This window comes from Pseudoxanthomonas broegbernensis (genome assembly GCF_014202435.1).
GTDB classification, from domain to species: Bacteria; Pseudomonadota; Gammaproteobacteria; order Xanthomonadales; family Xanthomonadaceae; genus Pseudoxanthomonas; species Pseudoxanthomonas broegbernensis.
In genome coordinates this window covers 47,375-60,653 of the sequence record NZ_JACHGU010000003.1, presented here as the reverse complement: position 1 = coordinate 60,653, position 13,279 = coordinate 47,375, and the positions used below count along the sequence as shown (strand labels likewise).

The following is a 13,279-nucleotide window of genomic DNA, read 5'->3' as shown; positions in this document are numbered from 1 at the left end:
CCCCGCCGCCCACGGCGCGGGGCAGGATTTCGCATGGCAATCGACGACCTTCTGGACGAGCATGAACAGGGCGAACGCGTCCGTAGCTGGCTGCGCAACAACGCCCTGACCCTGGTCGGCGGCGTGGTGCTTGGCATCGCCGTCATCTACGGCTGGCGCTGGTGGGGCGAGCACCGGCTCAAGCAGGACCATCAGGTGCATGCGGCCTACGAACAGGCCATCAGGCAGACCGAGGCGGGCGCGGACGGTGCCAGCGCCGCGCTCTCGGGCCAGGAGGGCGTCTATGCCACCCTGGCGGCGCTGCGCGTGGCCAAGGTCCAGGTGGAGGCCGGCAAGGTCGACGAGGCGGTCGCCACCCTGCGCGGGATCGACGCCGACCCGACGCTGCAGCCGCTGGTGACCCAGCGCCTCGCGCAACTGCTCAACGCCACCGGCAAGCAGGACGAGGCGCTGAAGCTGCTGGAGGGCGAGACCGACAGCGCCGCGCTGGAACTTCGCGGCGATGCCCTGCTGGCGTCGGGCAAGCGCGACGAGGCGCGCGGGGAATACGGCAAGGCGCTGACCGCGCTGGACGTGGCCTCGCCGGCGCGCCGGCGCCTGGAACTGAAACTGCAGGACGCCGGCGGGCACGTGCCCGACCCGGCCGAGCCGATCTGACATGGGACGCACCGACATGATGAAGCGGATGGCGGTGGTCGCAGCCCTGGTACTGGCGCTGGGCGGCTGCAGCACGATCAAGGGCTGGTTCGGCGGCAAGGATGCGTCGGCCAAGAAGGCGGCCGAGCCTGCCGAACTGGTGGATTTCCAGCCGACCGTGCGCCCGGCCAAGCTCTGGTCGGTCGGCCTGGGCGATGGCGAGCGGCGCTTGGGCGCCCGGCAGGTGCCGGTGGTGGCCGATGGCCGGGTCTATGCCGCCGCGGCCGAGGGCAGCGTATTCGCGCTGGACCTGCAGACCGGCAGGCAGGCCTGGAACCACAAGACCGACAAGAAAGAAGGCCTGCGCCTGGCCGGTGGCCCCGGCGTGGGCGACGGCCTGGTGGCGGTGGGCAGCCTGGGTGGCGACGTGATCGTGCTGGATGCCGCCGACGGCAGCGAGCGCTGGCGCGCGCAGGTGAGCAGCGAGGTGATCGCGCCGCCCGCGGTGTCCCAGGGCCTGGTGTTCGTGCGCAGCAACGATGGCCGCATCACCGCCTTCGACGCCGCCAGCGGCGAGCGCCGCTGGTTCCACGAGCACGAGCTTCCGAGCCTGACCGTGCGCGGCAACGCGCCCCTGGTCGTCGGCCCCGGCGTGTTGTTCTCCGGCAACGACGACGGCACCCTGACCGCCTTGACCATGCAGGACGGCCGCGTGCTGTGGGAACAGGCGATCGGCCTGCCGGAAGGCCGCAGCGAGCTGGAGCGCATGGCCGACGTGGACGGCGCGCCGGTGCTGGAAGGCACGACCCTCTACGCCGCCAGCTTCAAGAGCCGTACCCTGGCCATCGACGGTCCCAGCGGCCGCCCGATGTGGCAGAGCGACCACGGCGGCGCCGGCGGCATGGGGGTGACCTCGTCCAGCCTGCTGGTCTCCACCGCCGCCGGCAGCGTCTACGCGCTGGACAAGACCAACGGCACCGCGACCTGGTCGCAGCCGGCGCTGGCGCGGCGCTCGCTGACCGGTGCGGCGGTGCAGGGCGACTATGCCGTGGTCGGCGATTTCGACGGCTACGTCCATTGGCTGCGCCTGGACAACGGCGAGTTCGCCGCGCGCGCGCGGGTGGGCCGCAAGCCCATCAAGGGCCAGCCCCTGGTGGCCGACGGCATCCTCCTGGTGCAGAGCGTCCAGGGCGAGCTGACCGCCTTCCGCCTCGACTGACCCCAGGCAGGCGAACGCCATGCTGCCGCTGGTCGCACTGGTGGGACGGCCGAACGTCGGCAAGTCCACCCTGTTCAATGCGCTCACGCGCAGCCGCGACGCGCTGGTCCACGACCAGCCGGGCGTCACCCGCGACCGCCACTACGGCGTGTGCCGACTCGACCCGGATCGCCCCTTCCTCCTGGTCGACACCGGCGGCATCGCGGGCGACGAGGAAGGGCTGGCGGGGGCGACGGCGCGCCAGGCGCGCGCGGCCGCCGCCGAGGCTGACCTGGTCCTGTTCGTGGTCGACGGGCGCGAAGGCGCCTCGGCGCTGGACGACGAGATCCTGGCCTGGCTGCGCAAGCTGGCACGGCCGACGCTGCTGGTGATCAACAAGATCGACGGCACCCACGAGGATGCGGTGCGGGCCGACTTCGCCCGCTACGGCCTGCCCGAGATGCTCACGGTATCGGCGGCGCACCGGCAGGGGCTGGATGACCTGCACGACGAGGTCCAGGCGCGGCTGCCGGAGGAAGGCACGACCGAGGCGCTGGACTCGGACCCGGCACGCCTGCGCATCGCCTTCGTCGGCCGCCCCAACGTGGGCAAGTCCACCCTGGTCAACCGCCTGCTGGGCGAAGAGCGGATGATCGCCTCGGAAGTGCCGGGTACCACCCGCGACTCGATCGCCGCCGACCTGGAGCGCGACGGGCGCCTGTACCGGCTGGTCGATACCGCCGGCCTGCGCCGCCGCGGCAAGGTCGAGGAGGCGGTGGAGAAGTTCAGCGTGGTCAAGACCATGCAGTCGATCGAGCGCTGCCAGGTGGCGGTGCTGATGCTGGACGCCACCGAGGGCGTGACCGACCAGGACGCCACCGTCCTGGGCGCGGTGCTGGATGCCGGGCGCGCGCTGGTGGTGGCGGTCAACAAGTGGGACGGCCTGACCACCTACCAGCGCGAACAGGCCGAGACGATGCTGGAACGCAAGCTGGTCTTCGTGCCGTGGGCCGAATCGGTGCGGATCTCGGCCACGCACGGTTCGGGCCTGCGCGAGCTGTTCCGCGCCATCCATCGCGCCCATGCCTCGGCCATCCGCAGCTTCAGCACCAGCGAGGTCAACAAGGCGCTCGAGGCCGCCTGCGAGGCCAACCCGCCGCCGAGCGTGCGCGGCCACGTCTCCAAGCTGCGGTACGTCCATCCGGGCGGGGAGAACCCGCCCACCTTCGTGATCCACGGCACCCGCCTCAAGGCCCTGCCGGACTCCTACAAGCGCTACCTGGAGAACTTCTTCCGCAAGCGCTTCAAGCTGGTCGGCACGCCCGTCCGGCTGCAGTTCCGTGAGGGCGCCAATCCCTACGAAGGCAAGAAGAACGAGCTGACCGATCGCCAGGTCGCGCGCAAGCGCAGGCTGATACGCCACGTCAAGCGCGGCAAGTGATGCGCGAGCTGCCGGCCGCCGGGGAGATCACCCTGGGCCTGCTGGCAGGAGGTCGCGGCGGGCAGCGGGACGGGGCCCCCGGGGTGCCGGAGCACGAGGACGATCTGGCGCGGGCGCTGCGGTTCTCGCGGCGCTTTCCCGGCGAGACCGGCCCGGTCCTGATCCGTGTGCACGGCGATGCTCGGCGCTATGCCGAGGCGGGTATGCAGGCGGTCGCCAGCCATGCCGGCGCGGATGCGGGCCCGTTCGCGGACGTCGCCGCGTTGGCCGCCGCCTGCGTCACTCCTTGGCTGCTTACCTTGCCGGTGGACGTGTTCGACGTGAACGACTGCCTGGTGCGCACGCTCGTGCGGTGCGCCGCCGGGAACGGGGCGGTGGCCGAGGACGATGAGGGCGTCCAGCCACGGGTCGCGCTGTACCGGAGCCAGGCGCTGCGCGCGCTTCTTTCGGCATCGTCCGCCGGCGCGGGCCGGTCGCTGTCGGCCCTGCAGGAACGGTTGGGATTGGCGCCGGTGCGCCTGGCAGGGGTGCGTTTCGGCCAGGCCTGCAGGGCGGGCGGACCGCCTCGGCCGCTCGTCGCGCTGCCGAGGCGTGCCCGGGATGCGTAGGCGCTTCCCGGCGGCATCGGTGCGGCCATAACGGATGCTGCTTGCCGGACATGCCGCTTTCGCGGCCGCGACATGCAGCCGATAATCCATCCATGTCCATTCCCGAGATCCCGCCGCGGCAGGCGCGCGAACGCCAGCGCCAGGGTGCGCTGCTGGTCGACATCCGGCAGGCGCACGAGCGCGTCTCCGGCCAGGCCGAGGGCGCGCTGGCGATCGAGCGCGATGCGCTGGAAGCCGAGCCGGCCCGGCACCTGCCCGCCCCCGATGCCGAGGTGCTGCTGATCTGCCAGGTGGGCAAGCGCTCGCAGGCCGCCGCCGGGGCGTTGCGCGCGGCCGGCTACGCCCGGGTCGCGTCGGTGGCCGGCGGCACCGTGCGCTGGGGCGAGGAAGGGCTGCCGCTGGTACGGCCGTCGCTGGACGCGGACGAGGCCGACTTCCTGGAGCGCTACTCCCGCCACCTGCGCTTGCCCGAGGTGGGGATGGAGGGGCAGCGCCGGCTGCAGGAGTCCCGCATCCTGGTGGTGGGGGCCGGCGGGCTGGGTTCGCCGGCGGCGTTCTACCTGGCCGCGGCCGGTGTCGGCCATTTGCGCCTGGTGGACGACGACGTGGTCGACCGCAGCAACCTGCAGCGCCAGATCCTGCACACCGAGGCGTCCATCGGATCGGCCAAGGTCGACTCGGCCCGCGAGCGGCTGGGCGCGCTCAATCCGCGGGTGCGGGTGGAGGCGGTCGCCGAGCGGGTGACCTCGGCCAACGTCGAGGCGCTGCTGGAGGGGATGGACGCGGTGCTGGACGGCTCGGACAACTTCCCGCTGCGCTACCTGCTCAACGATGCTTGCGTGAAGCTGAGCAAGCCGCTGGTGTACGGCGCGGTGCAGCGCTTCGAGGGCCAGGTGAGCGTGTTCGACGCGGGCCGCCACCGCGGACTGTGCCCGTGCTATCGCTGCCTGTTCCCGGAGCCACCGCCGCCGCAGTTCGCGCCCAATTGTTCCGATGCCGGGGTGCTGGGCCTGCTGCCGGGCATCGTCGGCCTGCTGCAGGCCACCGAGGTGGTCAAGCTGCTGCTGGGAATCGGCCGGCCGCTGGCCGGGCGCCTGCTGCAGTTCGACGCGCTGGCCATGCGCTTCCGCGAGGTCGGCCTGGCGCCCGACTCGGACTGCGCGCTCTGTGCGCCGGGGCGGCCGTTCCCCGGCTACATCGACTACGCACGCTTCTGCGCGGGCGGCGGCTGACGCGCGGACGCACCGCGGCCGATGGGGCGCGGGGAGCGGGATCGGCCCCGCTCGCTACCTCGCCGCCGCCGAATCGGGGACAATGCGCAATCCCGTGCAACGCCACCCAAGCATTTCCCCGATGACCGCCCGCATCCTCGATGGCCGCCGCGTCGCCGACGCCCTGCTCGACCAGCTCAAGGCCCGGGTCGACGCCCGGCTCGCTTCCGGACGGCCGCGGCCGGGCTTGGCGGTGGTACTGGTGGGCGAGGACCCGGCCTCGGCCGTATACGTGCGCAACAAGCGGCTGGCGGCGGAGAAGGTGGGCATCGAGGCGTTCGACCACGACCTGCCGGCGGGCACCTCGCAGGCGCAGATCCTGGCGCTGATCGACCGGCTCAACGCCGACCCGAAGATCCACGGCATCCTGGTGCAGTTGCCGCTGCCGGGCATCGCCGATGCGTCCGGCCTGATCCGCCGGATCGACCCGCGCAAGGACGTGGACGGCTTCCACCCGGAGAACGTCGGCCACCTGGCCCTGCGCCAGTTCGGCCTGCGCCCGTGCACGCCGCGCGGGGTCATGACCCTGCTCGCGCATACCGACCGCCCGGTGCGCGGCCGCAACGCGACCATCGTCGGCGTCAGCAACCACGTCGGCCGGCCGATGGCGCTGGAACTGCTGATCGCAGGCTGCACCGTGACCAGTTGCCACAAGTTCACTCCGCCGCAGGTGCTGGAGGCGCGCGTGCGCGATGCCGACGTCCTGGTGGTGGCGGTGGGGCGGCCCGGGATCGTCCCGGGCGAGTGGGTCAAGCCGGGCGCGGTGGTGGTGGACGTGGGCATCAATCGCCTGGAGGACGGCCGCCTGGTCGGCGACGTCGGCTACGAAGCGGCGGCGCAACGGGCAAGCTGGATCACCCCGGTGCCCGGCGGCGTCGGCCCGATGACCGTGGCCACCTTGATGCAGAACACCCTGGAAGCGGCCGAGGCGCTGGAAGCGCTCGCCTGAGGCGCGTGTGGCCGGGCCCCGGTGCGGCCTCCGGCCCCGGCCGGCCGGCGGAATCGGCCATGCCGCCATCAAAGGCAGGCGAGGGCGCCTGGATCGCAGGTATAATGGCGCGCTTCCCCACTTTCCGGGTATGCCGATGCTGCGCATCCAGGCCGAAGCGCTCACCTACGACGACGTCTCGCTCGTCCCCGCCCATTCCACCGTGCTGCCCAAGGACGTGTCCCTGGCGACCCGGTTCACCCGCGACCTGCGCATCAACCTGCCGATCGTCTCGGCGGCGATGGACACAGTCACCGAGGCCCGCCTGGCCGTGGCCCTGGCGCAACTGGGCGGCATCGGCATCCTGCACAAGAACATGGGCGCCGAGCAGCAGGCGGCCGAGGTGGCGAAGGTCAAGAAGTTCGAGTCCGGCGTGATCCGCGACCCGATCACGGTACGGCCCGACACCACCATCCGCGAGGTGCTGGCCCTGACCCGCGCCCGCAACATCTCCGGCGTGCCGGTGGTGGATGCCGACGGCCAGCTCACCGGCATCGTCACCCGCCGCGACATGCGCTTCGAGACCGAGCTGGACGACCCGGTCCGCCACATCATGACCAAGAAGGACCGGCTGGTCACGGTGGGCGAGGACGCCAGCGACGAGGACGTGCTCAAGCTGCTGCACCGGCACCGCATCGAGAAGGTGCTGGTGGTCAACGGCGATTACGCCCTGCGCGGCCTGATCACGGTCAAGGACATCCAGAAGAAGACCGACAACCCCAACGCCTCCAAGGACAGCGCCTCGCGCCTGCTGGTCGGCGCCGCGGTGGGCGTGGCCGGCGACACCGAGCAGCGCGTGGAAGCGCTGGTGGCCGCCGGGGTGGACGTGATCGTGGTCGACACCGCCCACGGCCATTCGCAGGCGGTGGTCGATCGCGTGGCCTGGGTGAAGAAGAACTTCCCGCAGGTGCAGGTGATCGGCGGCAACATCGTCACCGGCGAGGCCGCGCTGGCGCTGTACGACGTCGGCGCCGACGCGGTGAAGGTCGGCGTGGGCCCGGGCTCGATCTGCACCACGCGGGTGGTCGCCGGCGTGGGCGTGCCGCAGATCACCGCCATCGACCTGGTCGCCGAGGCGCTGCAGGACCGCATCCCGCTGATCGCCGACGGCGGCATCCGCTATTCGGGCGACATCGGCAAGGCGATCGTGGCCGGCGCCTCGACGGTGATGATCGGCGGCCTGTTCGCCGGCACCGACGAGTCGCCGGGCGAGACCGAGCTGTTCCAGGGCCGCACCTACAAGAGCTATCGCGGCATGGGCAGCCTGGGCGCGATGGAGCAGGGCTCCAAGGACCGCTACTTCCAGGATGCTTCCGACGCCGACAAGCTGGTGCCGGAAGGCATCGAGGGCCGGGTGCCGGTGCGCGGCCCGCTGTCGGGCGTGGTCCACCAGTTGATCGGCGGCCTGCGCGCCACCATGGGCTACGTCGGCTGCGCCGACATCGAGCAGATGCGCAGCAAGCCCAAGTTCGTGGTCATCACCGGCGCCGGCCAGCGCGAGAGCCACGTCCACGACGTGCAGATCACCAAGGAACCGCCGAACTACCGGATGGGGTGAGCGGACGCGCTTGCGAGGCACCGCCTCGCGCGTCCGCGAACGCCCGGCCAAGGATGGCCGGGCCGGGCTTCCCGGAGCCGACCACGTCCCGCCATGGATGGCCACCACCACTCCAAACGAAGCCGAGCCCCGGCCGCCGATGACCGACATCCACAGCGACAAGATCCTCATCCTCGACTTCGGCGCGCAGTACACCCAACTGATCGCCCGCCGCATCCGCGAGCTTGGCGTCTACTGCGAGATATGGGCCTGGGACCATGATCCGGCACAGATCGCGGCGTTCGCGCCCAAGGGCATCGTCCTTTCCGGCGGCCCGGAATCGACCACCGTCGAGGGCTCGCCGCGCGCGCCGCAGCAGGTGTTCGACGCCGGCGTGCCGATCCTGGGCATCTGCTACGGCATGCAGGCCATGGCCAAGCAGTTGGGCGGCGAAACCGAGGCGGCCGACCAGCGCGAGTTCGGCCATGCGGAGGTCGCGCTGGTGGCGGCCGACCGCCTGTTCGAGGGGCTGAAGGACCACCCGGGCTCGCCGCCGCGGCTGGACGTGTGGATGAGCCATGGCGACCACGTTTCCGTGCCGCCGCCCGGCTTCACCGTCACCGCCCGCACCGACCGCATCCCGGTGGCCGCCTTCGCCGACGACGCGCGCCGCTGGTACGGCGTGCAGTTCCATCCCGAGGTCACCCACACCAAGCAGGGCCAGGCGCTGTTGCGCCGCTTCGTGGTCGACATCTGCGGCAGCCGCACGCTGTGGAACGCCGCGCAGATCGTCGAGGACCAGGTCGCGCGCGTGCGTGCGCTGGTCGGCCGGGACGAGGTGATCCTGGGCCTGTCCGGCGGCGTGGATTCCTCGGTGGTCGCCGCGCTGCTGCACAAGGCCATCGGCGACCAGCTCACCTGCGTGTTCGTCGATACCGGCCTGCTGCGCTGGCAGGAAGGCGACCAGGTGATGGCCACCTTCGCCGGCGCCTCCGACACCCACGGCCTGGGCGTGAAGGTGGTCCGGGTGGATGCCGCCGAGCGCTATTTCGATGCCCTGGCCGGCGTGCAGGACCCGGAGGCCAAGCGCAAGATCATCGGCAACCTCTTCGTGGAGATCTTCGAGGAGGAATCGCACAAGCTGAAGAACGCCAAGTGGCTGGCGCAGGGCACCATCTACCCGGACGTCATCGAATCGGCCGGCAGCAAGACCGGCAAGGCCCACGTCATCAAGAGCCACCACAACGTCGGCGGGTTGCCCGAGCACATGAAGCTGGGCCTGGTCGAGCCGCTGCGCGAGCTGTTCAAGGACGAGGTGCGGCGGCTGGGCGTGGAACTGGGCCTGCCGCGGGAGATGGTCTACCGCCATCCGTTCCCGGGCCCGGGGCTGGGCGTGCGCATCCTCGGCGAGGTCAAGGCCGAGTACGCCGAGCTGCTGGCGCGCGCCGACGCGATCTTCATCGAGGAACTGCGCAAGGCCGACCTGTACGACAAGACCAGCCAGGCCTTCGCCGTGTTCCTGCCGGTCAAGTCGGTGGGCGTGGTCGGCGACGCGCGCGCCTACGAGTGGGTGATCGCGCTACGCGCGGTGGAGACGGTCGACTTCATGACCGCGCACTGGGCGCACCTGCCGTACGAGTTCCTGGGCAGGGTGTCCAACCGCATCATCAACGAGGTCCGCGGCGTCTCGCGCGTGGTCTACGACGTCAGCGGCAAGCCGCCGGCGACCATCGAGTGGGAGTGAATTGACGTCCTTCGAGGACTATCGCCAGCTATCGAAAAATCGTCGTAACGTGTTGATTGTTTGATAAAATACGTCGCGGCATCTATCGGTGGCTATCACCGGCCAGCAAAAAAGATTGACGGTAGCGCTGACGGTAAGAATCGAGGCCGGATTAAGACATTCTCGTTCACTATTCAGACTTTTACCGTCTTTGACGGTAAAAGTTTTCTCGGCAAAGCTTGTTTCATGCGGCTTTCCGGGCATCAGCAGGTCTCCAGTCCTTAGACGGTAAAACCCGACGGTAAAGCCGTCAATGACCTCCTCCCCGTATTAGGCCCGAGCAGAACTGGAAAATTCGGCCTTGGGTTGGGGGGTGAATCGGGCGGCGAGCTCGGCGGGCGGGACGTCGCCGATCGAGGCATTCGTCCCTGAAGCTGCCGTTGAACGACTCGATGAACGGATTGTCGGTGGGCTTGCTCGGGCGGGAATAGTCCATGGTCACGCCGTGGTCGTAGGCCCAGCGATCCATCGTGATCGAGATGAACTCGCTGCCATTGTCCGTCTGGATCCGCTGCGGCACCCCACGTGGGTGCCTGAGCCGTTCCATGACCGCCACGACGTCCTCGCCCTTGAGTTGCTGGTCGACTTCGATGGCTAGGCTCTCCTTGGTGAAGTTGTCCACGACTTGCGCCAGGCATAGAACGTGGCTTGGCTGATGCCCATCTTGCGGCAGATCTCCTCCACGGTCGTGCCGCTCTGGGCCTGCTTCAGGGCAAACGCGATCTGCTCTTCGGTGAACTTCGACTTCTTCATGGCGACGGGCCCTCCTCGGGGCGGAGTGTCGCCGAATCCTCTACTTCTGGATGGTCCAAATTACAGGGAGGAAGTCACGGCTCCGGCGCGCTCCACGCTGCCGCTCAGCCTTGCGGCACCGGTCCGGTCGAATGGCGGATCTGCAACTGGTAGGGGACGCGTACCATCCGCGCCGGGTCGTGGCCGGCGATGGCATTGAGCAGTTGCTGGGCGGCGATGCGGCCCATCTCGCGGCTGGGCTGGCGCACCGTGCTCAGGCTGGGCCAGACCTGGCGCGACATCGGGGTGTCGTCGAAGCCGAACACCGACAGGTGCTCGGGCACCTTCAGGCCGCGCGCGGCCGCTTCGTACAGCACGCCGCAGGCGGTGTCGTCGTTGGCGCCGAAGATCGCGGTGGGCGGGTCGTCCATGTCCAGCAGGCGGCGCGCGCCGGCGATGCCGGACTCGAACGAGAATTCGCCCTCCACCACCAGCTCCGGGTCGGCCTCGATCCCGGACCGGCGCAGGCCGTCCAGGTAGCCGGCCAGGCGCCAGACCCGCGCGCCATGGCTGCGGTGGCCGGTGATGTGGCCGATGCGCCGGTGCCCCAGCGAGGCCACGTGGGCGGTCATGTCCGCCACGGCCGCGCGCTCGTCCAGGGTGGCGCCGATGCCGGCGTTGTCGCGCTTGGCCGAGATGGTCGCGTAGCGCACGTCCATTTCGCGCAGGCGCCGCAGCAGCGGGCCGTCGTCGGTCAGCGGCGGGGTGAGCACCAGGCCGTCGGGGCGGTACTGGGCGATCAGCGTCTCCACCGATTCCACGTGGCCGCGGCGGCTGAAGTCTATCGGGCGCAGGGTCAGCCCGTAGTGCGCCTGCTCGCAGGCCGCCAGCACGCCCTCGATGACTTCCATGACGTAGTTCGGCGAGGGGTTGTCGTATAGCAGCGAGATCAGGTACGAGCGGCGGCCGGCCAGGCTGCGCGCGGAGGAATTGGGCCGGTACTTGAGCTGGCGCGCGGCTTCCTCGACCTTGAGCCGGGTCTCCTCGCGGACGTTGGGCTCGCGGTTGAACACGCGCGAGACGGTCTTGATGGACACGCCCGCTGCCGCGGCGACATCCTCGATTCTGGCGCGCATGCCTTGGCTTCTCCGCTGCCCGCCGGACATCCCTCGGGACCGGCGGCATTCTAGCAATGCGCGGCCGTGCGCGCGCCGGTGGCACAATGGCGGCGCCGTCGCCTCCGCCCGGGTGGTGAAACTGGCAGACACAGGGGACTTAAAATCCCCCACCCGAAAGGGTATGCGGGTTCGAGCCCCGCCCCGGGCATTCTCGCGGCGCGCGTTTTCATGTGGTCCCTCTGGACGGCGGGGCGTCCGGGCGGCATCGGGCGGCGGCTAGACTGGCCGGCATCCGCGCCGCCCGGGAGGACCCATGAGTCGATACCTCGCCTATGCCGCCAGTTGGCTGTTGCTGCTTGTCTCCCTGCCGCTCGCGCTGCGCTGGCCGCAGTGGGGATGGGGCGCGGCGGTCGCTGGCGCGATGGTGGCGCTGGGCACCTGGGACCTGCTGCAGCGGCGCAGCACCTTGCGCCGCAACTATCCGATCCTGGCCCATTTCCGCTACGGGCTGGAATCGGTCGGGCCGGAAGTGCGGCAGTACTTCATCGAGAGCGACACCGCCGAGGCGCCGTTCTCGCGCCAGCAGCGGTCGCTGGTGTACCGCCGCGCCAAGGGCGTGATGGACGTGGTCCCGTTCGGCACGCTGCAGGACACCTACGCGGTGGACTACGAATGGATCAACCATTCGCTGGCGCCCGCCCAGGTCGAGGACCACGACTTCCGGGTGACGATCGGCGCCGATGCCGCGCAGCCGTATTCGGCCAGCGTGTTCAACATCTCGGCGATGAGCTTCGGCTCGCTGTCGGCCAACGCGATCCGCGCGCTCAACGCGGGCGCGCGCCGCGGCGGTTTCTACCACGACACCGGCGAAGGCTCGATCTCGCCCTACCACCTGGAGCACGGCGGCGACCTGGTCTGGGAGCTCGGCTCGGGCTATTTCGGCTGCCGCGACGCCGACGGCCGCTTCGACCCGGCGCGCTTCGCCGAACAGGCCGCGCGGCCGCAGGTGCGGATGATCGAGGTCAAGCTCTCGCAGGGCGCCAAGCCCGGCCACGGCGGGGTACTGCCGGCGGCCAAGGTCAGCACCGAGATCTCGGTCACCCGCGGCGTGCCGATGGGCGTGGACTGCGTGTCCCCGGCCCGGCACTCGGCGTTCGACACGCCGCTGGGCCTGCTGCGGTTCGTCGCCCGCCTGCGCGAGCTGTCCGGCGGCAAGCCGGTGGGCTTCAAGCTGGCCATCGGCCATCCCTGGGAATGGTTCGGCATCGCCAAGGCCATGAGCGAGAGCGCCTCGCGGGAGCCGGGCCTGTTGCCGGACTTCATCGTGGTCGACGGCGCTGAGGGCGGCACCGGCGCGGCGCCGGCCGAGTTCATGGACCACATCGGCGTGCCGATGCACGAGGCGCTGCTGCTGGTGCACAACACCCTGGTCGGGCTGGAGCTGCGCGACCGGGTGCGCGTGGCCGCGGCCGGCAAGATCACCAGCGCCTTCGACATGGCGCGCACGCTGGCGATGGGCGCGGACTGGTGCAACGCCGGGCGCGGCTTCATGTTCGCGCTGGGCTGCATCCAGTCGCTGAGCTGCCATACCGACCGCTGCCCCACCGGGATCGCCACCCAGGATCCGCGGCGCTGGAAGCACCTGGACCCGGCCGACAAGGCCACCCGCGTGCACCAGTACCACGCCAACACCCTGCGCGCGCTGCGCGACCTGCTGTGCGCGGCCGGGCTGTCGCATCCATCGGAGCTGGGGCCTGAGCACGTTCTGCGCCGGGTGTCCCCGGTGGAGATCCGCTCGCTGGCCGCCCTGTATCGCTACCTGCGGCCGGGGGAGCTGCTGCGGGGCATTCCCGACCACGCGGTATTCCAGGCGTTCTGGGCCGAGGCCCGGTCCGACGCCTTCCTGCCGCCCGGGCGGGTGGATGCATTGCGCCGCAGCAAGCTGAGCTGAGGGCGATGTTGCACTG

Annotated in this window: 10 protein-coding genes, 1 tRNA gene and 2 pseudogenes; 10 read left to right on the top strand and 3 right to left on the bottom strand. The window is 70.6% G+C overall.

Annotated features, from left to right (window positions below):
• The first annotated feature begins 33 nt into the window (after positions 1-33).
• The 8 genes from HNR76_RS07315 to guaA all read left to right on the top strand — a co-directional run bounded on the left by HNR76_RS07315 (position 34) and on the right by guaA (position 9,423).
• A complete protein-coding gene (locus HNR76_RS07315; RefSeq protein WP_162309466.1) occupies positions 34-657 on the top strand; it encodes a YfgM family protein in 624 nt (207 codons plus the stop codon).
• A gap of 1 nt (position 658) precedes the next feature.
• Positions 659-1,855 carry an outer membrane protein assembly factor BamB gene (gene bamB, locus HNR76_RS07310; RefSeq protein WP_162309465.1) on the top strand — a complete coding sequence of 399 codons (1,197 nt, stop codon included), beginning with the start codon at positions 659-661 and terminating at the stop codon, positions 1,853-1,855.
• A gap of 19 nt (positions 1,856-1,874) precedes the next feature.
• Complete coding sequence (gene der, locus HNR76_RS07305) at positions 1,875-3,275, top strand: ribosome biogenesis GTPase Der (protein WP_162309464.1); 1,401 nt, start codon at positions 1,875-1,877, stop codon at positions 3,273-3,275.
• Positions 3,275-3,883, top strand: a complete 609-nt coding sequence (locus HNR76_RS07300) for an NTP transferase domain-containing protein (protein ID WP_183982180.1) — start codon at positions 3,275-3,277, stop codon at positions 3,881-3,883. Before der ends, HNR76_RS07300 begins: the two co-directional genes overlap by 1 nt.
• A 92-nt stretch (positions 3,884-3,975) precedes the next feature.
• A complete protein-coding gene (gene moeB / locus HNR76_RS07295; protein ID WP_162309463.1) occupies positions 3,976-5,115 on the top strand; it encodes a molybdopterin-synthase adenylyltransferase MoeB in 1,140 nt (379 codons plus the stop codon).
• 121 nt (positions 5,116-5,236) lie between these two features.
• Positions 5,237-6,103, top strand: coding sequence for a bifunctional methylenetetrahydrofolate dehydrogenase/methenyltetrahydrofolate cyclohydrolase FolD (gene folD / locus HNR76_RS07290; protein ID WP_162309462.1), 867 nt, complete (start codon positions 5,237-5,239; stop codon positions 6,101-6,103).
• Between the two features lie 136 nt (positions 6,104-6,239).
• On the top strand, positions 6,240-7,700 hold the full coding sequence (gene guaB, locus HNR76_RS07285) for an IMP dehydrogenase (protein ID WP_162309461.1): 1,461 nt from the start codon (positions 6,240-6,242) through the stop codon (positions 7,698-7,700).
• 139 nt (positions 7,701-7,839) lie between these two features.
• Positions 7,840-9,423 (top strand): glutamine-hydrolyzing GMP synthase, encoded by a 1,584-nt coding sequence (gene guaA, locus HNR76_RS07280; RefSeq protein ID WP_162309460.1) that lies wholly within the window; start codon positions 7,840-7,842, stop codon positions 9,421-9,423.
• Between the two features lie 391 nt (positions 9,424-9,814).
• Here the strand turns inward: guaA and HNR76_RS07275 are convergent.
• The 3 genes and pseudogenes from HNR76_RS07275 to HNR76_RS07265 all read right to left on the bottom strand — a co-directional run.
• A pseudogene (locus tag HNR76_RS07275) lies at positions 9,815-10,087 on the bottom strand (DDE-type integrase/transposase/recombinase); the annotation flags it as partial.
• Positions 10,081-10,215: pseudogene (locus HNR76_RS07270) on the bottom strand (transposase); the annotation flags it as partial. The pseudogenes HNR76_RS07270 and HNR76_RS07275, both read right to left, overlap by 7 nt.
• A 104-nt stretch (positions 10,216-10,319) precedes the next feature.
• Positions 10,320-11,330 carry a LacI family DNA-binding transcriptional regulator gene (locus tag HNR76_RS07265; protein WP_162309458.1) on the bottom strand — a complete coding sequence of 337 codons (1,011 nt, stop codon included), beginning with the start codon at positions 11,328-11,330 and terminating at the stop codon, positions 10,320-10,322.
• A 106-nt stretch (positions 11,331-11,436) separates the two neighbouring features.
• Between HNR76_RS07265 and HNR76_RS07260 the strand changes: the two genes are divergently transcribed.
• Together HNR76_RS07260 and HNR76_RS07255 are read left to right on the top strand one after the other, a co-directional pair.
• Positions 11,437-11,520, top strand: a tRNA-Leu gene (locus HNR76_RS07260).
• 105 nt (positions 11,521-11,625) lie between these two features.
• Positions 11,626-13,263 carry an FMN-binding glutamate synthase family protein gene (locus HNR76_RS07255; protein ID WP_162309457.1) on the top strand — a complete coding sequence of 546 codons (1,638 nt, stop codon included), beginning with the start codon at positions 11,626-11,628 and terminating at the stop codon, positions 13,261-13,263.
• Positions 13,264-13,279 lie beyond the last annotated feature (16 nt).